The organism is Streptomyces thermodiastaticus (genome assembly GCF_014656135.1).
Lineage (GTDB): Bacteria > Actinomycetota > Actinomycetes > Streptomycetales > Streptomycetaceae > Streptomyces > Streptomyces thermodiastaticus.
This window is the reverse complement of record NZ_BNBV01000004.1, coordinates 115,831-135,656: the sequence shown is the minus strand read 5'-3', so window position 1 is coordinate 135,656 and position 19,826 is coordinate 115,831. Positions and strand designations below refer to the sequence as shown.

At 73.1% G+C, this 19,826-nt stretch carries 18 protein-coding genes; 5 read left to right on the top strand and 13 right to left on the bottom strand.

The features are described 5' to 3' along the window. Positions 1-25: 25 nt before the first annotated feature. Positions 26-1,906 carry a tetratricopeptide repeat protein gene (locus tag IE286_RS05875; protein ID WP_189795538.1) on the bottom strand — a complete coding sequence of 627 codons (1,881 nt, stop codon included), beginning with the start codon at positions 1,904-1,906 and terminating at the stop codon, positions 26-28. Between the two features lie 227 nt (positions 1,907-2,133). Continuing rightward, a complete protein-coding gene (locus IE286_RS05870) occupies positions 2,134-5,052 on the bottom strand; it encodes a UPF0182 family membrane protein (protein WP_189795697.1) in 2,919 nt (972 codons plus the stop codon). Positions 5,053-5,251: 199 nt separating this feature from the next. Here IE286_RS05870 and IE286_RS05865 point away from each other — a divergent pair, with 199 nt between their 5' ends. Continuing rightward, positions 5,252-5,794 (top strand): PPA1309 family protein, encoded by a 543-nt coding sequence (locus IE286_RS05865; RefSeq protein ID WP_189795537.1) that lies wholly within the window; start codon positions 5,252-5,254, stop codon positions 5,792-5,794. 84 nt (positions 5,795-5,878) lie between these two features. On the opposite strand, the gene IE286_RS05860 is transcribed toward IE286_RS05865, so the two are convergent. The 4 genes from IE286_RS05860 to IE286_RS05845 all read right to left on the bottom strand — a co-directional run bounded on the left by IE286_RS05860 (position 5,879) and on the right by IE286_RS05845 (position 9,113). Next, complete coding sequence (locus IE286_RS05860) at positions 5,879-6,970, bottom strand: YlbL family protein (protein ID WP_189795536.1); 1,092 nt, start codon at positions 6,968-6,970, stop codon at positions 5,879-5,881. Between the two features lie 62 nt (positions 6,971-7,032). After that, positions 7,033-7,272, bottom strand: coding sequence for a hypothetical protein (locus IE286_RS05855; RefSeq protein ID WP_189795716.1), 240 nt, complete (start codon positions 7,270-7,272; stop codon positions 7,033-7,035). Between the two features lie 170 nt (positions 7,273-7,442). Further along, positions 7,443-7,904, bottom strand: a complete 462-nt coding sequence (locus tag IE286_RS05850) for a molybdenum cofactor biosynthesis protein MoaE (RefSeq protein ID WP_189795535.1) — start codon at positions 7,902-7,904, stop codon at positions 7,443-7,445. 96 nt (positions 7,905-8,000) lie between these two features. Further along, entirely contained in the window at positions 8,001-9,113 is a 1,113-nt protein-coding gene (locus tag IE286_RS05845; RefSeq protein WP_189795534.1) for an SDR family oxidoreductase, read from the bottom strand. 192 nt (positions 9,114-9,305) lie between these two features. Here IE286_RS05845 and IE286_RS05840 point away from each other — a divergent pair, with 192 nt between their 5' ends. Together IE286_RS05840 and IE286_RS05835 are read left to right on the top strand one after the other, a co-directional pair. Next, the gene (locus IE286_RS05840) at positions 9,306-10,772 is read left to right on the top strand and encodes a zinc-dependent metalloprotease (RefSeq protein WP_189795533.1); all 1,467 of its coding nucleotides are present in this window, start codon (positions 9,306-9,308) and stop codon (positions 10,770-10,772) included. Next, positions 10,769-11,302 carry an NUDIX hydrolase gene (locus tag IE286_RS05835; RefSeq protein WP_189795532.1) on the top strand — a complete coding sequence of 178 codons (534 nt, stop codon included), beginning with the start codon at positions 10,769-10,771 and terminating at the stop codon, positions 11,300-11,302. The genes IE286_RS05840 and IE286_RS05835 overlap by 4 nt, the downstream gene beginning before the upstream one ends. Before the next feature lie 79 nt (positions 11,303-11,381). Here IE286_RS05835 and IE286_RS05830 read toward each other — a convergent pair whose 3' ends face one another. The 4 genes from IE286_RS05830 to IE286_RS05815 form a co-directional block, all read right to left on the bottom strand. Then, positions 11,382-12,137, bottom strand: a complete 756-nt coding sequence (locus tag IE286_RS05830) for an AIM24 family protein (protein WP_189795531.1) — start codon at positions 12,135-12,137, stop codon at positions 11,382-11,384. 14 nt (positions 12,138-12,151) lie between these two features. After that, on the bottom strand, positions 12,152-12,832 hold the full coding sequence (locus IE286_RS05825) for an AIM24 family protein (protein WP_189795530.1): 681 nt from the start codon (positions 12,830-12,832) through the stop codon (positions 12,152-12,154). A gap of 11 nt (positions 12,833-12,843) precedes the next feature. Continuing rightward, positions 12,844-14,694: a TerD family protein gene (locus IE286_RS05820; RefSeq protein ID WP_189795529.1), complete on the bottom strand. Its 1,851-nt coding sequence runs from the start codon at positions 14,692-14,694 to the stop codon at positions 12,844-12,846. Positions 14,695-14,856: 162 nt separating this feature from the next. Then, on the bottom strand, positions 14,857-15,453 hold the full coding sequence (locus tag IE286_RS05815) for a M48 metallopeptidase family protein (RefSeq protein WP_189795528.1): 597 nt from the start codon (positions 15,451-15,453) through the stop codon (positions 14,857-14,859). 388 nt (positions 15,454-15,841) lie between these two features. Between IE286_RS05815 and IE286_RS05810 the strand changes: the two genes are divergently transcribed. Together IE286_RS05810 and IE286_RS05805 are read left to right on the top strand one after the other, a co-directional pair. Next, positions 15,842-17,056, top strand: a complete 1,215-nt coding sequence (locus tag IE286_RS05810) for a TOMM precursor leader peptide-binding protein (RefSeq protein ID WP_189795527.1) — start codon at positions 15,842-15,844, stop codon at positions 17,054-17,056. After that, positions 17,049-18,419 carry an ABC1 kinase family protein gene (locus IE286_RS05805; protein WP_189795526.1) on the top strand — a complete coding sequence of 457 codons (1,371 nt, stop codon included), beginning with the start codon at positions 17,049-17,051 and terminating at the stop codon, positions 18,417-18,419. The genes IE286_RS05810 and IE286_RS05805 overlap by 8 nt, the downstream gene beginning before the upstream one ends. Before the next feature lie 195 nt (positions 18,420-18,614). Here IE286_RS05805 and IE286_RS05800 read toward each other — a convergent pair whose 3' ends face one another. The 3 genes from IE286_RS05800 to IE286_RS05790 all read right to left on the bottom strand — a co-directional run bounded on the left by IE286_RS05800 (position 18,615) and on the right by IE286_RS05790 (position 19,790). Further along, the gene (locus IE286_RS05800; protein WP_189795525.1) at positions 18,615-18,938 is read right to left on the bottom strand and encodes a putative WhiB-interacting protein; all 324 of its coding nucleotides are present in this window, start codon (positions 18,936-18,938) and stop codon (positions 18,615-18,617) included. After that, complete coding sequence (locus IE286_RS05795; RefSeq protein ID WP_125497862.1) at positions 18,935-19,303, bottom strand: WhiB family transcriptional regulator; 369 nt, start codon at positions 19,301-19,303, stop codon at positions 18,935-18,937. The genes IE286_RS05800 and IE286_RS05795 overlap by 4 nt, the downstream gene beginning before the upstream one ends. A gap of 172 nt (positions 19,304-19,475) precedes the next feature. Then, on the bottom strand, positions 19,476-19,790 hold the full coding sequence (locus IE286_RS05790; RefSeq protein ID WP_189795696.1) for a hypothetical protein: 315 nt from the start codon (positions 19,788-19,790) through the stop codon (positions 19,476-19,478). Positions 19,791-19,826: the final 36 nt, after the last annotated feature.

Sequence of the window (19,826 nt, the reverse complement as noted above, 5' to 3'; positions counted from 1 at the left end):
GAAGCAAATCACCCCCGGCCGGGGGTCATGCCGACAGCTCCTCCCGCAGCGCGTCCCTCAGCCGCGCCGCCCGCTGGGCGACCTCCGAGGGCCCCAGCTCCGAGGCCCGGTCCGCCCACCACTGGCCCTCGGCCAGCTCACCGCGGCGCGCGTAGACCAGGGCGAGCCGCAGCGCCGCCCGCCCGTGGCCGGCGTTGGCGGCCCGCTTCCACCACATCACCGCCTCCGGCTCGCTGCCCTCGCGGGCCAGCAGCAGCCCCAGGTTGAACGCGCCGTTGCGGGAGCCGGCCTCCGCCGCGGCCCGGTACCAGCGGGCCGCCTCGACCACGTCGCCGCGCGCGGCGGCCAGCATGCCCACCCGCACCTGCGCCCGCCGGTGCCCCTGACCGGCGGCCCGCTCGTACCACTCCTCGCACTCGGTCTTCTCCAGTACCGGCGCGCCCAGCTCGTGCGCCGGGGCCGGCGGCCGCCGGGCGTCGAGCAGGGTGGCCAGCCGGTAGGCGCCCTCCGCGCTGCCGCCGCCGGCCGCGCACCGCAGGTACCGCTCGGCCGCGTGCTCGTCGCCCGCCCGCAGCCGGGCGATGCCCGCCTGCAGGGCCGCCTCGGTGTGCCCGGCGGAGGCGGCCCGCTCGTACCAGCGCAGGGCCTCTTCGTCCCGGCCCTGCCCGGAGTAGAGAATGCCCAGGTTGAACGCGGCGTCCACGCTGCCGCCCTCCGCGGCTTTGGAGAACCACGGTTCGGCGCCGCCGGTGTCCCCGCCCTGCAGCAGCAGCACCGCCAGCGCGTTGGCCGCCTCCCGGTGCCCGGCATAGGCGGCACGCCGGTACCACTGCTCGGCCTGGGCGTTCCGCCCCTGCTCGGCGCAGAGCAGGCCCAGGTTGTAGGCGCCGTTGACGTCGCCGGCGTTCAGCGCCTTGCGGTACCAGCGCTCGGCGGTCTGCGTCTCGCCCCGCTCGGCGTGCAGCGCGCCCAGGGCGTTCGCCGCGTTGCCGTCGCCGTCCTGGGCGGCCCGCAGCCACCACACGGCCGCGGCCTCGGTGTCCCCGGCGTCGCGGAGCAGGAAGCCCAGCGCGCAGGCGGCGCGGGCCTCGCCGTCCTTGGCGGCGGTCAGGTACCAGCGGCCGGCCTCGCGCACCTCGCCGCGCTTCTCCAGGATCGCGCCCAGGTACAGCGCGGCCCGCCGGTGGCCGCGTGCGGCCGCCTGGCGGTACCACTGCTCGGCCTCGGCCTGCAGCCGGGCACCGTCCGGGGCGGGCTCGCGCGGCGCGCGCTGGTCCAGGGCGCGCGCCAGCCGGTACGCCGCCTCACGGTGCCCGCGCTCGGCGGCGACGCGCATCCAGCGCTCGGCACCGGCGTCCCCGCGGTGCTCCAGCAGGTCGGCGAGGGCGTAGGCGCCGAGGACGTGGCCCTGTTCGGCGGACTGGCGCAGCCAGTACTCGGCGGCGGGTTCGTCGCCGCGCTCGCGGTGGTACCGGCCGAGCGCGTGGGCCGCCGCGGCCGACCCGGCGACGGCGGCGATCCGCCACCAGCCGGCCGCCTCGTCGGGGTAGCCGCGCTGGTGGAGCAGGACACCCAGGTTGTTGGCGGCGGCCCGGTCACCGCCCGCGGTGGCGGCGCGCAGATGGGGTTCGGCTCCGTCCAGGTCGCCGCGGCGCAGCAGCATCGCGCCGAGGACGCTCATCGCCTCCACGTCGCCGGCCTCGGCCGCCAGACGGCGACGCGCCAGTTCGGCGACCTCCTCGGCGGCGGCGCCGGTCTCGTCCGGAGTGGCGCCGGCGGTGTCGTCCAGTGCCGTGGACGTCGTGGTGGCCGTGGCCGCGGCGGCCCCGTCGTCGTGCCCGGGACCGGTGGCGTGCGCAAATCGCCCTGTCGTGCCCAGAGTTACCTTGTCCCCCATAACGTCCATCGTCGCACCACCTGCAACCCGGGTACACCTGGTATACCGCAGCCAGTGAGATCACTACAGCGTTTTGTCGACATGCCCACAGAGAGATAAGTCAAACACAGGCCGGGCAACTCGCCACGGCGGCGCGACGGTGGGCAGGGACGGCACATCCGTTCGCACGTCACCGTGCGCACACGGCGAAGGCCCGGGTCCCGTCGGAACCCGGGCCTCGGTGCGGCCCGCGGCGGTCAGCCGCCGCTCTTCTCGCCGCCGGCGCCGCTGCTGCCCTGCTGCTGCGCGCGGGATTGCGCCTGTTGGGCCCGCTGCAGCGCGCTCTGCAGGTCCTTCTGCGCCTTGCCGTACGCCTCCCAGTCGATCGGCGACTTCCGCAGTGCGGCCTGTCCGTCGTCGAACGCCTTCTGAGCGTCCTTCAGTGCCTGCCGGACCTCAGGATCACCCGATCCGGTGGCCGTGTCGGGCGGTGTGGTGGTGCCGGTGTCGGGCGGCGGGGTGGAGCCGGAGGCCCCGAACACCTTGTCCAGTGCCTCGTCGAGGCTGTTCTCGAAGGCGGTGGCGCCGCCGTAGGTCACCAGGACCTTGCGCATCAGCGGGTACTTGAGCTGACCGCCGCGGACGTAGACCGGCTCCACGTAGAGCAGGCCGCCGTCGAGCGGGATGGTCAGCAGGTTGCCGTACTCGATCTCCGAGTCGCCGTTCCTGACCTGCCGGATGAAGTCGGTGATGTTCGCCTGGGAGTTGGAGTTGAACTGGCTCTGGACCTGTTTGGGCCCGTCCGCCGTGGTGCTGGTGCGCAGCTTCAGTATGCGGATCTGCCCGTAGCCGGGGGTGCCCGCCTCCGAGTCGACCGCCATGAAGGCGCTGAGGTTGTCCCGGCCGTTCGGCGTGAAGGTCGTCGTCAGCGAGAACGCCTGCGCCTTCTGGTCGGGCATCTTCATGGTCAAGTAGTACGGCGGCACCGCGCTGCCCGACTTGTTCGTCGGGTCGTCCGGCACCTGCCACACCTCGCTGCCGCTGAGGAAGGTCTGCGCGTCCTGCACGTGGTAGCGGGTGAGCAGCTCACGCTGGACCTTGAACAGGTCCTGCGGGTACCGCAGATGGGACATAAGCTCCTGCGAGATCGCCGACTTGGGCAGCACCGTGCCGGGGAAGGCCTTCATCCAGGTCTTCAGCACCGGGTCCTCGGTGTCCCACTGGTACAGCCTGACCTCGCCGGTGTAGGCGTCCACGGTCGCCTTCACCGAGTTGCGGATGTAGTTGACCTGGCTCTGCTGGGCCACCACCGAGCGGGAGTCGTTGGCCGCGGTCAGCGAGTCGGCCGTGGTGTCCCCGAGGGTCGTCCGGGAGGCGTACGGGTAGCCGTCGGTGGTGGTGTAGGCGTCGACGATCCACTGGATGCGGTGGTCGACCACGGCCGGGTAGGCGTCCCCGTCGATGGTGAGCCAGGGCGCCACCGCCTCGACCCGCTCCTTGGGGGTGCGGTTGTACAGGATCCGCGAGCCGTCGCCGATCGCCCCGGAGTAGAGGATCTGCGGCTCGCCGAACGCCACCGCGTAGGCGGCCCGGTTGAGCGGGCTGGACAGGCTGACCCCGCTCTTGCCCTGGTAACTCGTCGTCTTCTCGCCCTCGTTGTCGGAGTAGTCGATCTCCTTCTGAGGGCCGCCGACGATCGAATAGGTGGTGGTCTTCTCGCCGTAGTAGACCCGCTGCTGGTACGTGCCGAGGTCGCCGGTGGGGGGCAGGTCGGACTCGGTGAACACCGGCTCGCCGTTCTCGGCCGCGGTGCCCTCGGCCGCGACGACGCCGAAGCCGTGGGTGTACCGGAAGTGGTTGTTGATCCAGTTCTTCTTCGGGATGCCGGCCAGGTTCAGCTCCCGCAGACCGACGACCGTGTCCTGGACCTTGCCGTTCTTGTCGCGGTAGCGGTCGACGTCCAGGGTGTCGGGGAACGCGTAGTAGTTCCGCACCTGCTGCAGCTGCTGGAACGTCGGCGAGACGATGTTCGGGTCGAGGATGCGGATGCTGGCGGTCTCGGCGACGTCGTCGCGCAGCGTCGCCCTGTCCTTGGTGGTGCTGGTGCCGGCGTAGTCCGTCACCTTGGCGTCGTCGATGCCGTACGCCTCACGCGTGGCCTTGATGTTCCTGGCGACGTACGGGGCTTCCTTGGCCTGCTCGTTGGGCTGGACCTGGAACTTCTGCACGATCGCCGGGTACAGGCCGCCGATGAGGATCGCGGAGAGCACCATCAGGCCGAAGCCGATGACCGGCAGCTGCCAGGTGCGCCGCCACAGGGTGGCGAAGAACAGCAGTGCGCAGATGACCGCGATGCAGAACAGGATGGTCTTCGCCGGCAGGTAGGCGTTGGCGTCGACGTACCGCAGACCGGTCCACTTGTCGGTGGCCTTGAAGTCGCTGGACTTGACCGCCAGTCCGTACCGGTCGAGCCAGTAGGCGACGGCCTTGAGGGAGACGAACACGCCGAGCAGCACCGACAGATGCCCGGTCGCCGCGGCGGTGGCGCGGGTGCCGGGCGAGGTGAGGCGCAGCCCGCCGTACAGGTAGTGGGTGAGCACGGCGGCGATCAGGGACAGGACCGTCGCGGCGAAGCCGAAGCCCAGCAGGAACCGGTACCAGGGAAGGTCGAAGGCGTAGAAGGAGACGTCGAGGTGGAACTGCGGGTCCTTCTTGTGGAACGGGACGGCGTTGACCCAGGTCAGCCACGTCCGCCACTGGCCGGCCGCGGAGGCGCCCGCGATCAGGCCCACCAGGGCGGTGATCCCGCACAGCAGCCACCTCTTGTACGGCGCGACGCCCATCCGGTAGCGGTCGAGGTTCTGCTGCTCGGCGGACATCGCGCTCAGCGGGGGCCGCAGCCGGTGGGCGAGCCAGATGTTGAAGCCGACGGCCAGCGCCATGAGCAGGCCGAAGACGAAGAACAGCCCGACCTTGGTCCAGAGCGTGGTGGTGAACACCGACGAGTAGTGGACCGACCGGTACCACAGCCAGTCCGTCCAGAAGCCGGCGAACATGGTGAACACCATGCCGAGCACGGCCAGCGCGCCCAGCGTCATCAGCAGGGCCCGGGCTTGCCGGGACGGGCGGCCGACTCTCATCCGCGGCCCGGACGGGCCCGACCCGCGGTCCGGCATCTGGAAAGCCAAGGGTGCACCTCGATAGTTCGCTGTCGATACGCCGAGTGGTTCCGTGTCATAGCGCTCGGGGCCGCCTCAAGCCCTCGGGCCCGCGGACCGTGCGGCGGACCCGGGCGTGCCGGGTCCACACCTATGCAACTTACTCACGGCTTACGCGGTTCCCGTCTTCGCCCGGGAACGAGGCAGGATTGTGACCATGTCCAACACTCCCATGGCAGCGAGCCCCCTCACCCGGGCCGTGCTCGAGATCGACGAGTACGCCTCCACCCTCGGGTGGGACCAGCCCGCTCGCCTCTTCGCCCTCGTAGACACCGCACAGCTGCGGGCCCAGGAGCCCGCTCTCGCCGACCGGCTCGGCCTGGACGACGAGCAGCACACCTCCGGTCTCACCCCGATCGAACAGGAGGAGATCCCGGCCGGCCGGCCGCTCGACGAGTTCCTCGCCACCATCGCCTGGCCCGACGCGGTGACCGGCTGCGCACTGACCGTGGAGCGCCTGATGCTCCCGCCGTCCGCGGAGGCCGAGGTCCCGCAGGACCTCGACGAGGCCGAGCTGACCCGGTGGGTGGCGGACCATCCCGAGCGCCAGGAGGTGCGGATGACGGTGGCCGTGCTGCGGGACGGCGCCCGGGAGTCGGCCCTGCGGCTGCGGGAGAAGGACTCTGCGACCGAGGTCCTCACCGGCTCCGGCCTGGTGCCGAACCTGGCCGAGGCGCTGGCGGCGACCTTCGAGGACTGAGCGGGCCCGCCGCGGGCCCGGGGCGGCGCCGGCCGGCGGGGCGCGGCCGGGACGGGGGGCGCCGGGCTCCGTCCGACGGGGCGGCTACCGCGTGCACGCCGGCAGGGCGCGGGTGTTCCCCGTGCGGATGTCCTTCAGGGCGTCGAGGGCGTCCTTCATCGTGCGGACCTTGACGAGGGTGAGCCCGTCGGGGGCGTCCTCGGCGGCGGCAGCGCAGTTGTCGGCGGGGGTCAGGAAGTACTGGGCGCCCCGGCTGCGCGCGCCGAGCGTCTTCATCTCCACGCCGCCGATCGGGCCGACCTTTCCGTCGTCGTCGATCGTCCCGGTGCCGGCCACGAACGTCCCGCCGGTCAGGCTGCCCGGGGTGAGCTTGTCGTAGATGCCGAGCGCGAACATCAGGCCGGCGCTGGGCCCGCCGACGTCGGCGAGCTCGATGTCGATGTCGAACGGGAAGGTGTGGTCGGTCCCGGCGGAGATCCCGACGACGGCACGCTCGGCCCCGGCGTCGTGGGACCGGGCGGTGGTGAGGGTGACGTCCTTGGTGGCGGTCGCCGTGCGGTGCTGCTTCTCGGCGGCGGCCTGGTCCTTGGCGGGCACGATGGTGAAGACGACGTCCTGGCCGGGCTTGTGCCGGGTGACGAGCTTCGCGACGTCGGAGGGCTGCGTGACCTCGGTGCCGTCCACGGCCTTGATCACGTCACCGGCGTGCAGCACCCCCTGGGCGGGGCTGCCCTTGACCACGCTGGAGACGATCACCCAGGTCTTCACCGGGACGCCGAGTTCCTTCAGGGCCGCGACCTTGGCGCTCTCCTGGGACTGGCTGAACTCCTCGGCGTTCTCCTGGTTGGACTGCTCCTCGGTCTGGCCGTCGGGGTAGAGCGTGTCGTGCGGGACGACCTTGTCGCCGTGCGCCAGCCAGCCGTAGATCGCCTCGACCAGGTTCATCTTGTAGTCGGCGCTGGTGACCCGGACCGTGGTCATGTTCAGGTGGCCGTCGGTCGGGTAGGTCCGGTGCCCGGAGATCTGCAGGACCGGTTCGCCGTCGTGTTCGCCCAGCGTGTTGACCGTCGGCCCCGGGGACATCTCCGCGTACGGCACGGGAAGGAACACCCCTGCGCACAGGAGCGCGATCAGCATCAGGGTCGAGGCGAGCATCGTCGCGGTGCGGCGTGGCATGCCTCGACAGTACGGGACCGTTCTGTGGGCCCACTGCCTGGGCCGCCCGTCCTCGCCCGGCCTCACGTGCGGGACGTGGAGCGCTCCATGGCCTCGCGGAAGCGCGCGTATCCGTCGAGTTCGGGGCCGTCGCCGCGCACGGTGCGGGTGCGGTTGGCCCACACGCCCCACAGTCCGGCGCCTATCGCAGTCAGCAACGGAATCAGCAACCAGGCGAGCACCGCCATGCCGTCCTCCCAGCCCCGTTCGAGCGACTGCAACCGAGTGATCAGCAGATTAACCGTCTTCGTGACAACGGTCACGTCAGGGGGGCGGTTACGCAACCGGATACCGGGGTAACGGGCGCGCCGGGCCCCCGGCGAGGCGGTGCGCGGTGCGGCACGCACCGGGCCGGACGGCCCGGTGCGGGCGCGGACGGCGGGGTTCGGCCGGGCGGGTGAGAAGGGCGCGGCCGGGCGAGGACGGGCCGCCCTCAGCAGGCGCCCACCCATTCCTCCGTGCCGTCGGAGAACCGCTGGTGTTTCCAGATGGGCACCTGGTGCTTGATGTCGTCGATCAGCTGCCGGCAGGCCGCGAAGGCCTCCGCGCGGTGCGGGCAGGACACCGCCACGACGACGGCCAGGTCCCCGACCCGCAGGTCCCCCACCCGGTGGACGGCGGCGAGCGCCCGCACCGGGTACGCGGCGGCCACCTTCTCGGCGACCCGCCGCATCTCGTCCTCGGCGGTGGGATGGCAGGAGTAGCCGAGGGCGTCGACGCCGGCGCCGCCGTCGTGGTTGCGCACGGTGCCCACGAAGAGCGCGGTGCCGCCGGCGGCGTCGTCCCCGACGGCCCGGAAGACCTCGTCCAGCGACAGCGCCGTGTCCCGGACGGCGATCAGCTTGACGGGATCGCCGGAAGCCTGCTCGCCGGGGTGATCGTCGGTGGGTGGCATGCCCCCATCCTGCCCCACCCTCCCCGGAGCGCGGAACGGCCGGTCGCGCCGCATCCTGCGCCGTGTGCGCCCCGGTGCCCCGGCGCGTCGCTCCGGTCAGACGCGCCGGCGTGCCTTGCGGGCCCGCCGCACCACGGCCGCGGCGCCCAGCAGCGCCACCGTCGCCCCGGCCGCCCCGGCCGCCGTCGCGTCCTTGCGTCCCAGCCGCCGTCCGGCCACCGTGTGCCGCCCGGCGACCTCCTCCAGCAGCTGGGCCAGCACCTCCTCGTTGGTCCACTTCGGCCGCCAGCCCGCGTCGTGCAGCCGGCTGCCGCTGACCACCCACGGGTACATCGTGTAGGCCAGGTCGCCGGCCGGGGACGGGGTGAGGCCGATGCGGTGCAGGCGGGCCGCCGCACCCAGCGCGACCGCCGACGGCAGCTCCATCCGGCGGATCCCGCTGAGCGCCTCCACCTCCTCCTGCTCCAGCCAGCCGTCGCAGCCGACGGCCAGCTCGCCCTCGACCTTCTCCAGCACGGCGTACTCCAGCGCGCTGCACAGGTCCTCGACATGGCAGAACTGCCAGGCGGGCCGCGAGCCGGCCACGACCAGCAGCCGCGGGGACTCGAAGTACCTGGTCAGCGCCGTGTCCGTGCCCCCGACCAGCACGGCGGGACGCACCACGGTGACGTTCAGGCCGGGGTGTGCCCGCGGCGCCCGCCTGGCCAGCCGTTCGATCTCCAGCAGGTCGCCCACCCCGGTGGCCTCGGCGGTGGCCCGCAGCTCGGCGTCCTCCGCCAGCGGCAGCTCGTTGTCGGGCAGCGCGCCGTAGACCATCGCGGAGGTGCACAGCACCACCCGGCGCACCCCGGCCGCGGCCGCGGCGGTCAGCACGGTCTGGGTCCCCCGGACGTTGTACGCGCTGCGCGCGGCCGGGTCGGTCTCCAGGTTCAGGTCGATCGCCAGGTGGACGACGACGTCGCAGCCGCGCAGCTTGTCGGCGATCGCGGGGTTCCGCACGTCCAGGACGTGCCAGCTCGCCGCCGCGCACTGTCCGCGCCGCTCGTCGATGGCGACGACCTGCCCGATCTCCTCGCTCGCGGCCAGCCGCTCGGTGAGCAGCGCGCCGACGCCGCTCGCGGCTCCGGTGACCGCGACGACGGGCCCGCGCACGGCGGAGGTGCTTTCATGGTTTCGCGCTGCGCGAACCTGCGGATCTGGGGAACTCACCGGGCGTCTCCAGCGGTTGTCTTCCATACGGGCGCGAACGACGCGTACGTACCAGGTGGCATCCATCCTGCCGCAGGCGCTGTGTCGGCGAAGCACCCAGGCCCCGACCGGCCGGGGTGTCTACGCTGGGTGGTGTTGTCGGGCAGCCGCGCCGCCGGAGAGAACCGGTGGCCTTACCAGCCGAGGAATCCCGTGAGTGACACCCCATTCGGATTCGGCCTTCCGCCGGAGGAGCCGGAGAACGGCGACGAGGGCAAGAAGAAGGACCAGCAGAGCGGTGGTGGGCAGGGACCGGCCAACCCGTTCGGTTTCGGGCTGCCCGGAGCCGGAGGCCTTGGCGGGTCCGGCGCCGACAATCCGTTCGCGGCCATGTTCGGGTCGATCAGCCCCACCGATCTGGGAGCAGCCTTCCAGCAGCTCGGCCAGATGCTCTCCTACGAGGGCGGCCCGGTGAACTGGGACATGGCCAAGCAGATCGCCCGCCAGACGGTCTCCCAGGGCACCCCGGACGGCACCAAGGACGCCAGCGTCGGCTCCGCCGAGCGCAACGCCGTCCAGGACGCCGTCCGCCTGGCCGACCTGTGGCTGGACGACGTGACCTCCCTGCCCTCCGGGTCCGCCACCGCGGTGGCCTGGTCCCGGGCGGAGTGGGTCGAGGCGACGCTGCCGGCCTGGCAGGAGCTGGTGGACCCGGTCGCCGAGCGGGTCGGCACCGCCATGGGCGAGGTGCTGCCCGAGGAGATGCGAGCCATGGCCGGACCGCTGATCGGCATGATGCGCTCCATGGGCGGCGCCATGTTCGGCACGCAGATCGGCCAGGCCGTCGGCGTGCTGGCCGGCGAGGTCGTCGGCTCCACGGACATCGGGCTGCCGCTCGGCCCGGCCGGCAAGGCCGCGCTGCTGCCGGTGAACATCGCGGCGTTCGGCAAGGACCTGGGCGTGCCGCCGGAGGAGGTGCGGCTGTACCTCGCCCTGCGGGAGGCCGCCCACCAGCGGCTGTTCGCGCATGTGCCGTGGCTGCGCTCGCACCTGTTCGGCGCGGTCGAGGGGTACGCCCGCGGGATCAAGGTGGACACCGCCAAGCTGGAGGACGTGGTCGGCCAGTTCGACCCGCAGAACCCCGAGCAGCTGCAGGACGCGCTGCAGCAGGGCATGTTCCAGCCGCAGGACACCCCGGAGCAGAAGGCGGCGCTGGCCCGTCTGGAGACCGCTCTGGCACTCGTCGAGGGCTGGGTGGACGCGGTGGTGCACGCCGCGGCCAAGCCGCGCCTGGCGTCCGCGGACGCCCTGCGGGAGACGCTGCGCCGGCGCCGCGCCTCCGGCGGTCCGGCCGAGCAGACCTTCGCCACGCTGATCGGCCTGGAGTTGCGGCCGCGCCGCCTGCGCGACGCCTCCCGGCTGTGGGCCTCCCTCACCGACGCCCGCGGTGTCGACGGCCGCGACGCGCTGTGGGCGCACCCGGACATGCTGCCGACGGCCGCGGACATGGACGACCCGGACGGTTTCGTCCACCGCGAGCAGCTGGACTTCTCCGAGCTGGACAAGATGCTCGGCGAGGCGGCCGGCGGCGGCTCCGCCCCCAAGCCGGACCTGCGCAAGCACGACGAGCGCGGCACGCGGGAAGACGGCGGCGAGGGCGAGGGCGACAGCGCGAAATGAGCCTCCACGACGACGCGGTCCTCGTCCTTCAGGAGTACGGGGACCAGCCCGAGCTGCGCCGGGCCTACCTGGACCACCTGGCCGCGCACCCGGACGGCATGTGGCGGGCCTGCACCGACGGGCACATCACCGCCAGCGCCCTGGTCATCGACCCGGACGGCGGCCGGGTGCTGCTGACCCTGCACCGCAAGCTGCGCCAGTGGCTGCAGATGGGCGGCCACTGCGAGCCGCGGGACACCACGCTGGCGGGCGCCGCGCTGCGCGAGGCCACCGAGGAGTCGGGCATCGCCGGCCTGTCCCTGCTGCCGGGCGGCCCGGTGCGGCTGGACCGGCACCACACGCCGTGCGCCTGGCACCTGGACGTGCAGTACGCGGCCGTCGCCCCGCCCGGGGCGGTGGAGGTCATCAGCGACGAGTCCCTGGAGCTGCGCTGGTTCCCCTGCGCGCAGGTGCCGGACGTGGCCGACAAGTCGGTCGTGCGGCTGGTGGAGGCCACCCGCGCCAGGCTCCGTGCGGCGGGCGCCCGCTGACGGAGGACGTCCGGCCGGGTGAGGGCGGCCGCTCGTGCGGCCGCCCTCATCTGCCGGCCGGCCCCGGACGTCGCCCGGGTCAGCTCCAGACGTTGCCCTGGTTCTGCCCCCGCGCCCCCTGCGCACCCAGTCCGTACTGCGCGGCCAGGCCGTGGCCGATCACGGCGTTCTGCGGCGGCAGCAGCTCGCTGGGCTGGACGAGGACGAAGCCGCTGCCCATGAAGTTCAGCTCCCAGCCCTCGCCGGTGTTGCCGCGGCGCCGCCACACCCCGGCGGAGTGGGTCTGCGCCTGCATCTGCACCCGGAGCCCGCTGGACCAGGCGACGATCGCGTCCGCGTCGCAGCTGATGTACCGGTCCGGGGTGACCCGCATCAGCAGCGGGGCGCCCGAGGTCATCAGGGCGACCTTGCCGCGCCCGGTGATGTTCAGCTGGTACTTCCCGGAACCGGAGATGCCGTACATGCTGTCGACCGCGACGACCTCGTGGTGCAGCGAGGAGTCCAGCGCGAGCACATAGGCGCTGTCGACCGTCAGGCCCTCCTGCTCCACGTCCATGACATGGACGTACTGGGCGAGGTTGGCGAGGTAGACGGTGCCCTGCCCGTGGCAGCGCATCAGGTCCAGGCCCTCCCCGGTGCGGGCCCGCGCATAGGCCTGGCCGGTGCTCTGGTACTCGGCGTCGAACTCGATGAGGCCCTGGTAGGCGACCATGGTGCCCTTGCGGGCGAGGACGTCGTCGTGGCCCTGCAGGGTGATGCGGAGCATCTGCTGGTTCTGCAGGCACCAGCGGTCCTGGCTCTGGACGTCGTTGTGGGCGAAAAGCGGGCTCTGCATGCTGTCCTTCCCCCTCAGCCCCGGAACCGGAGCCGGTCGGCGCTGTCCTCGCTGGGCTGCACGACGACGATGCCCTGGCCGGAGAAGGCCAGCTGGAAGGCCTCGCCGCTGCCCCGGCCGATCAGGGACTGCGCCTTGAAGCTGCGCCTGCCCTTGACCTTCAGGCCGGGCGACCAGGCGACGAGCGCGTCCGGATCGACGTACGTCTCGTCCTCGCCACTGCCGCAGTCGACCACGATCGGTGTGCCGCGGGAGGTGAGGGCGACCCAGCCGTGGCCGGAGATCGTCGTGTTCCACAGGCCCTGCCCGGCGAACTTGGCCAGCCCCTTCACCCTCTCCACGCCCCACTGCAGGTGGGCGTCGAAGGCGAGGAGGTTGGTGGCGTTGACCGAGATGCCGTCGCCGCCGAGGTCGATGACGACGACGTCCGCGCCGTAGTCGGCGAGGTAGAGCAGGCCGTCGCCGGAGCACTTCATCAGGGGGGCGCCCTCGCCGGTCATCCAGTCGCGGGCGATCTGGCGGACGGCCGGGGGGTTGGGCTCGTACTGGATGAAGCCCTCGTAGGCGACCATGGAGCCGACGCGCGCGAACAGGTCGTTGCCGGTCTGCAGGGCCACCTTCACCATGTGGCTGCCGTGGTTCTCCATGCGGGCCGTGACGGGTGCGGGGGCGCAGCCCGCGAGCGGCTGGTTCATGACGGGCTCCATCAGACCTCGTAGGGCTGGACGACGACGAAGTTCCCGGGCGCCGCCCGGAACTGCAGGTTGACGCCTTCTCCGGTGTGGCCCGGGTAGGCGTTGCGGCGCGTGTGCACCTGGCTGGACACGATGACCTGGGCGGCCGCCGACCAGGCGACGACGGCGTTGGAGTCCACGAACGTCGTCGGGGTCACGGGCAGTACGACGGGCGTGCCGTGCGTCTTGACGACCACGGTGCCGGTGCCCTGGAACTGGAGGGTGAACAGGGCACCGCCGGGGATGCCGTGCCCCTCGATGCGGCGCACCTCGTAGTGCAGGCTCTCGTCGAAGGCCAGCACATTGTCCGCGGAGACGCAGATCGCGTCGCCCTGCAGCTCGACCGGGTGCAGATGGGTGGCGTCCTCGGCGAGGAAGACCTGGCCTTGGCCGGTGCAGCGCATCAGCTGCATCTCCTGGCCGGTGACGTTGCCCACGATGCGGCCCATGACGCCGGCACCCTTGTAGGAGAAGTCGACCTTGCCCTGGTAGAGCACCATGCTGCCCTGCTTCGCCAGCACCGGCAGGCCGTCGGTGCCGAGGTCGACCCGGACCAGTGTGCCGTTCTGCAGGGTCCAGCGCTGCCCGGTGGGCGTCTCCTTGTACTTCTGCAGCGCGGCGGTCACCCCGGCGCCCTGCGGGGGGCTGTCCGGGACGCCCTGCGTATCCCCCTGCGGCAGGCCCTGGGGAACGGCCGTCCGCGGAGCGCCGGGGACCTGTCCGAACGGCGGCTGCTGGCCATGGCCGGGCGGGGGCGTGGGCTGCCCGTAGCCGGGAGGCGGGGTGGGCGCCTGGGGTGCCGGGGGCTGCCCGTAGCCGGGGGGCGGTGGTGCGCTCGGGGCGGGGGCCGGGGCGTGGGGCGGCCCGCCGAACGACGGCTGCGCATGCGCCTGCGGGTCGTACGCCGCCGGGGCCGGTGCGGGCGAGGGCGGGGGCGGGGTGGCGGTGTCGCCGGCCGGAGGCATGGGTGCCGCGACGGTCGGCGCGGCGTACACGGGGGGCGCGGGGGCCGCCGGTGCGGGTGTCGCGGCCGGCGCCGGGCCCGGGGCCGCCCGGGACGCCGGGCTCGGCGGCGCGGGCGGAGTCTCCTGCGGCGCGGCGCTCTGAGAGCTGCCGGCCGGGGCCGCGCCCGTGGGGGCCGGGGTGGCCGGGGCCGGGCCCGCCGCGGCTGCGGGGGCGGGCGGCGCGGCGGGCGTGGACGGGCCGGACGGCACCGCGAAGGGCGGCGGCGCGTCGTCCTCGGCGGGCGGGGCGAAGCCGGGCACGCCGTCGGACCGCGAGCCGGAGTCCTCGTCCTCCAGCACCTCGCCGCCGAAGTTCTTCAGCAGCGCCTCCAGCCCGCCGTCGAAGCCCTGGCCGACCGCGGCGAACCGCCAGCCGTCCTTGTAGTAGATGTCGCCCAGCATCACGGCCCGTTCGGTGGTGAACTCCGAGCCGGTGAAGGAGTAGCGGGCCACCTCCTGACCGCCCGCCGCGATCCGCAGGTGTCCAGGGCCGATCTGCGCCATCTGCCCGGCGCCGTCGATGGTCGCCGTGAAGGTCAGCTTCCGGATGTGCGGCGGGATCCGGTCCAGCGTGACCCGGAAGGACTCGGTGTCGCCCGCCTGCGGGCCCAGCAGCTGGATGGCCTCCTCGGGGGACTTCGGCTGGTTGTAGAAGACGAAGTACCGGTCGTCCGACAGCCGTTCGTCGGCGTCCAGGCCGAAGCAGCTGATGTCGAAGGTGAGCCCGGGGCCGGCGATCTGCACTCCGACGTACAGATCCGTGCCCCGCGTCAGATCACTGATCCGGGCCTTGTGGCCGCGCTGGAATTCCCTGGTCATGCGTAACGACCGTCCCCCATCCCGAATACGACTGCGTCGCGTCAGGCTAACGTCACAGCAGGACAACGGGCCAAGCCGGTGCGAACCCGGTACACAACGCCCGCACGCCGGTGAAATCCGGCGTGACCCGGGACGCCGCGTGCCGACTTCCGTGACGGGTGATCAGTCTCTTTGTATGTGCGATGTGTTGGGCAGGTGCGGCGCGGCGGCCACCCCTTCGAGATAGCCGCGGGCGCGCTCGGTGCGCGGATACGCCTCCAGCAGCTCCCAGAACGCGGGACCGTGGCCGGGCACGAGCAGATGGGCCAGCTCGTGCAGCAGGACGTAGTCGACTACGTAGTCGGGCATGCCCCGCAGCCGGTGCGAGAGGCGGATGCTGCCCTCCGCCGGGGTGCACGAGCCCCAGCGCGTGTTCTGGTTGGTGACCCAGCGGACCGAGCCAGGCCGGGCCCGGCCGCCCAGGTACTGCGCCGACAGCCGCTCGGCGCGCTCGGCCAGCTCGGCGTCGCCGCCCCGGGCACGCCGGCTCTCCTTGGCGGCCAGCTTGTCGAGCACGGCCTCAACCCAGCGCTGCTCCTGCGCCTTGGACATGCGGGCCGGGACGAGCACGATGGTGCGGTCGCCCTCGCGGTAGGCGGAGACCGTCTTGCGGCGGCGGGCGCTTCGGCGCACCTCGACCTCGTGCGCGGGTCGGCTCGGTGGCGGGCTGCTGGTACCGCGCTGCGGTGCTCCGGCGCGGCTCGTTGGTTCGACGGACACGCCTCGACGGTACCCGGCGCGCTGAACGGCCGTCCCCGCCTGTGGATGTCCGGGCACGCACCGTGAGCGGCCGGGCTCGCCTCCCTGCCCGCCCCGTGCGCGGTCCCGCTCTCCTCCCGGGATCGCTCCGTGCCTGGTCGGCGGGTGGTTGGTGCCGCAAGGCGGGCGCACCGCGGCCGCCGGCACCATGCGACGGGAACGCCCTGCACAACGCGGATCGGGCGCCCGGCATCTCGGAACATATGACTGTCATCCCCCGCCTGTGGACAACTTTCCGCACCGGCCGGGCGGAACCGGCATGCTGGCTGTCACCGACGGGGCGGCGACGGCCTCCGCCGACGCCTCGTGCGGCGTTCCGCGACGTCCATCGGGTTACGGGGGACCACACATGCATCCGATGCTGAAACCCGCGCTCCGGCGCGGCTGGCGCGATCTCGACACCGTGCAGTTCGGGGTGACGCCCGCGCACGCGCTGACCCTGGGGCCGGTCGACCGCGCGACCGGCGGCTTCCTGGACCTGCTCGACGGCACCCGCGGGCCCGACCTGCTGCGGGAGGAGGGCCGGCGCCTGGGCATGCCGGAGGGGCAGGTGGACCGTCTGCTGACCCGCCTGGCCCATGCCGGGCTGCTGGACGACGCCCGCGGCGGAGGGCCGGCCGCGGCCGCGCTGCGGGAGAAGAAGGACGTCATGGACCGGCTGCGCCCCGACCTGGCCTCGCTGTCCCTGGTGGCGCGCCGGCCGGGCGAGGACGCGGCCCGGCTGGCCGCCCGCCGTGATCTGCGCGTGCAGGTGCGCGGCGCCGGACGCGTGGGGACGATGCTGGCCGCGCTGCTGTCCGGGGCCGGGATCGGCCAGGTGGACGTGCGCGACGAAGGATGCGTCGAGCCGTGGGACGTCGCACCGGGCGGGCTGCCGGCCGGGGCGGTCGGCGAGCGCAGGGAGGCCGCCGCGCGGCGGGTGGTGCGCGGGGCGGCCCCGGACCGGCCACCGCGCCCGGGCCGCCGCGCCGGCTCCGCGGCGGGCGAGCCGGGACACACCCTGGTGATCCTCGCCCCGCGGGACGACATCGCCGTGCACGCGCCCGACCCGGCCGGCTCGGCCGAGCTGATGGCTGCGGGCACACCGCACCTGTACGCCGGGGTCGTGGAGGCCGTCGGTGTGGTGGGACCGCTCGTCCTGCCCGGACAGACCGGCTGCGCCGGGTGCCTGCACCGGTCACGCACCGACCGGGACAGTGCCTGGCCCCGCCTGGTCGCCCAGTGGCGGTCCCGTGCACCGCGTCACGTCCGCGCCTGCGACCTGGCACTGGCGGCGACCGTCGCCGGGCTCGCAGCGGCCCACGCGCTCGCCTTCCTGGACGGCGCGACGCCGTCCTCCGGGGGCGCCCGCTGGGAGGTGTCCGCGCCGGGCCTGAACTGGCACGCACGGCCGGTGCCGCCGCATCCGCACTGTCCGTGCGGGGCCGCGCGCGAACCCGTGTCCGACGACACCTCTGTACGGGACGGGCCACGCGCGACAATGGCTGGGCAACGGCCGTCATCGGCGTCCTGCCCGCCGGCGGACGCGGCACGGCTCGCTGGGACTTGGAGGGCGCATGTCTGATCTTCCGCGGAAGGCGGTCACCCGGACCGCCAAGCTCGCCGCGCTTCCGATCGGCTTCGCCGGGAGAGCGACCTGGGGACTCGGCAAGCGGATCGTCGGCGAGTCCGCAGAGCTGGTGGGCCGCGAGCTGCAGCAGCGCACCGCCGAGCAGCTGTTCAAGGTCCTGGGCGAGCTGAAGGGCGGCGCGATGAAGTTCGGGCAGGCCCTGTCCGTCTTCGAGTCGGCGCTCCCCGAGGAGGTCGCCGGCCCCTACCGGGCCGCGCTGACCAGGCTGCAGGAGGCCGCCCCGCCGATGCCGACGCGCACCGTGCACGCCGTGCTGGAGGAGCGGCTCGGCCCCGACTGGCACGAGCTGTTCGAGGAGTTCGACGACAAGCCCTCGGCGGCGGCCTCGATCGGGCAGGTGCACCGGGCCGTGTGGCACGACGGCCGCGAGGTGGCGGTGAAGGTGCAGTACCCCGGTGCCGGGGATGCCCTGCTCTCCGACCTCGGGCAGCTGAGCCGGTTCGCCCGCCTGCTGGGACCGCTGGTCCCCGGCATGGACGTCAAGCCGCTGATCGCCGAGCTGCGCGACCGTGTCTCCGAAGAACTGGACTACGGCCTGGAGGCCGAGGCCCAGCAGGCGCACGCCGAGGAGTTCGCGGGCGACCCGGACGTGGTCGTGCCCGCGGTGGTCCATCAGCGCGAGCAGGTGCTGGTCACCGAGTGGATCGACGGCATCCCGCTGTCGGAGGTGATCGCGGACGGCACGCAGGAGCAGCGCGACCGCGCCGGCCAGCTGCTCGCACGCTTCCTGTTCTCCGGCCCGGCCCGCACCGGGCTGCTGCACGCCGATCCCCATCCGGGCAACTTCCGCCTGGTGCCCGGCGGCCCGGGCGGCGAGGACGACTGGCGGCTGGGCGTGCTGGACTTCGGCACCGTCGACCGGCTGCCCGGCGGACTGCCGGCGCCGATCGGCGTCTCCCTGCGGATGACGCTGGACGGGCGGGCCGAGGACGTCTACCGGATGCTCTGCGCGGAGGGCTTCATCAAGGAGTCCGTCGAGCTGGACCCCGACGCCGTCCTCGACTACCTGCTGCCGATCATCGAACCGGCCCGCGTGGAGGAGTTCACCTTCACCCGGGGCTGGATGCGCGGCCAGGCGGCCCGCGTCGCCGACCCCCGCTCTCCCGCCTACCAGCTGGGCAAGCGGCTCAACCTGCCGCCCGCCTACCTGCTGATACACCGGGTGACGCTCAGCACCATCGGGGTGCTGTGCCAGCTGGGCTGCACGGTCCGGCTCCGGCAGGAGCTGCAGGAGTGGCTGCCGGGCTTCGTGCCGGACGCGGAGGCCGAGGAGGACGCGGACGCGCTGGAGGCCTGAGCGGCCCGCCGGCCGGTCTGCGGGCACGGGTCCACGCGCGCGCGTCGTCCTTGGGTGCCCGGGCGGGTGAGGCACGCCCGGACGCCCTCCCCGACGCGGCGCGGGGGCCGGTCCGTGCGGTCGGACCGGCCCCCGCGGGAAGGGGTCGCTCGCCGTGCCTCCGGCCGGGAGGCGGGCCCTGCGTGGTTCAGGCGGTCACTGCATCACCGCCATGGCCAGCGCCCGGCGGGCGCGCAGCGAGGCGCGCTCGGCGCGGCGCTGCATCCGGCGGGCGGCGGCCAGGCGCGCGGCCGGGCGTTCCTGCTCCGCCTGTCGCAGTCGCTCGTTCATATGCGCACGGGCCAGGGCTTCTGGGATGAGTTGCATCGCTCGGGTCCTGTTCTGGCGCGAGGCGTTCGCGCCGGTGGTGGTGACGTCTTCGGTCGCGGAGCCCGCGGGCTCGCTGGTGGACGGCTTCATCGGGGCCTGCTTCTGGGGGTCGTGCGTGAGGGGACGGTCGATCGTTGCGGTGGCGTTCATGCGGTGACCGGGTTCTTGCGCGGGCGGCCACGCGGCCGCTTCCGGGGGACGACGACGCCCTGGACGAACAGCTCGCCGCCCCAGACGCCCCAGGGCTCGCGCCGCTCCTTGGCACCGGCGAGGCAGGCCTCGATCAGCGGGCAGGTGCGGCACAGGGACTTCGCGTACTCCACGTCGGCCGGCGACTCGGCGAAGAAGACCTCCGGGTCGTAGGAGCGGCAGGGGACGGTCGCACCGAGGTTCTCGATGGCGTCGTCCAGCGCGGTCAGCGTGGTGAGAGGAGTCAAAGCAGGGTCCTCCGTGGAACCGGGCTTGGGGATCGTGTCGGAAGGCGGTACGGACGGGGCGTGCGCTTCGAGTTGCACGGATGTCTTCCTCGTCTGGTCGTTCCGGCCGGTCGGCCGGGTGTCGGCTGGGTACCGGGTTCTGTTGTCGTCCCGAGGCCCCTTCCTCCGTCGTCCCGCATGAGGGAAAACAGAAGGGCCGCGGATCCCGGATGGGGTTCCGCGGCCCTGAAGGTGCCGGCCTGATCGTCGATCAGGCTGGATCACTCCAGGGTTGTGGCCCACGGAAAGCCCACATCAGGTGGTGCTGCTGCGTCGCCTGCATCCGGGTGCCGGCACCGGTCGCCGTGAGGGCATAGGCCTGCGCCTGTACCTCTCCTGCTTCCAGTGCCGTGGTCGGTCGCTCGATGCGCTCACGGATGACGAAGCCCGCGAACGGCAGGGAGGACTCCGGGCGCATGCCACGGACACCGGACAGACCGGTGCCCCGGTCCAAGGCGCCGAGCAGGCACAGGGAGGCGACCGCGTGATCGGTCGCTTTGGCGGTGCCGAAGAAGCTGTTCTTCATCTCGATCACTTCAATCGCCTCCCTTCCGGTGTCTGG

What these genes read in the sequence shown, in the direction of transcription:
- IE286_RS05875 (WP_189795538.1), bottom strand. Translation starts at nt 1,906, where the DNA reads ATGGACGTTATGGGGGACAAGGTAACTCTGGGCACGACAGGGCGATTT.
- IE286_RS05870 (WP_189795697.1), bottom strand. Translation starts at nt 5,052, where the DNA reads ATGCCGGACCGCGGGTCGGGCCCGTCCGGGCCGCGGATGAGAGTCGGC.
- IE286_RS05865 (WP_189795537.1), top strand. Translation starts at nt 5,252, where the DNA reads ATGTCCAACACTCCCATGGCAGCGAGCCCCCTCACCCGGGCCGTGCTC.
- IE286_RS05860 (WP_189795536.1), bottom strand. Translation starts at nt 6,970, where the DNA reads ATGCCACGCCGCACCGCGACGATGCTCGCCTCGACCCTGATGCTGATC.
- IE286_RS05850 (WP_189795535.1), bottom strand. Translation starts at nt 7,904, where the DNA reads ATGCCACCCACCGACGATCACCCCGGCGAGCAGGCTTCCGGCGATCCC.
- IE286_RS05835 (WP_189795532.1), top strand. Translation starts at nt 10,769, where the DNA reads ATGAGCCTCCACGACGACGCGGTCCTCGTCCTTCAGGAGTACGGGGAC.
- IE286_RS05830 (WP_189795531.1), bottom strand. Translation starts at nt 12,137, where the DNA reads ATGCAGAGCCCGCTTTTCGCCCACAACGACGTCCAGAGCCAGGACCGC.
- IE286_RS05825 (WP_189795530.1), bottom strand. Translation starts at nt 12,832, where the DNA reads ATGAACCAGCCGCTCGCGGGCTGCGCCCCCGCACCCGTCACGGCCCGC.
- IE286_RS05820 (WP_189795529.1), bottom strand. Translation starts at nt 14,694, where the DNA reads ATGACCAGGGAATTCCAGCGCGGCCACAAGGCCCGGATCAGTGATCTG.
- IE286_RS05810 (WP_189795527.1), top strand. Translation starts at nt 15,842, where the DNA reads ATGCATCCGATGCTGAAACCCGCGCTCCGGCGCGGCTGGCGCGATCTC.
- IE286_RS05805 (WP_189795526.1), top strand. Translation starts at nt 17,049, where the DNA reads ATGTCTGATCTTCCGCGGAAGGCGGTCACCCGGACCGCCAAGCTCGCC.
- IE286_RS05800 (WP_189795525.1), bottom strand. Translation starts at nt 18,938, where the DNA reads ATGAACGCCACCGCAACGATCGACCGTCCCCTCACGCACGACCCCCAG.
- IE286_RS05790 (WP_189795696.1), bottom strand. Translation starts at nt 19,790, where the DNA reads ATGAAGAACAGCTTCTTCGGCACCGCCAAAGCGACCGATCACGCGGTC.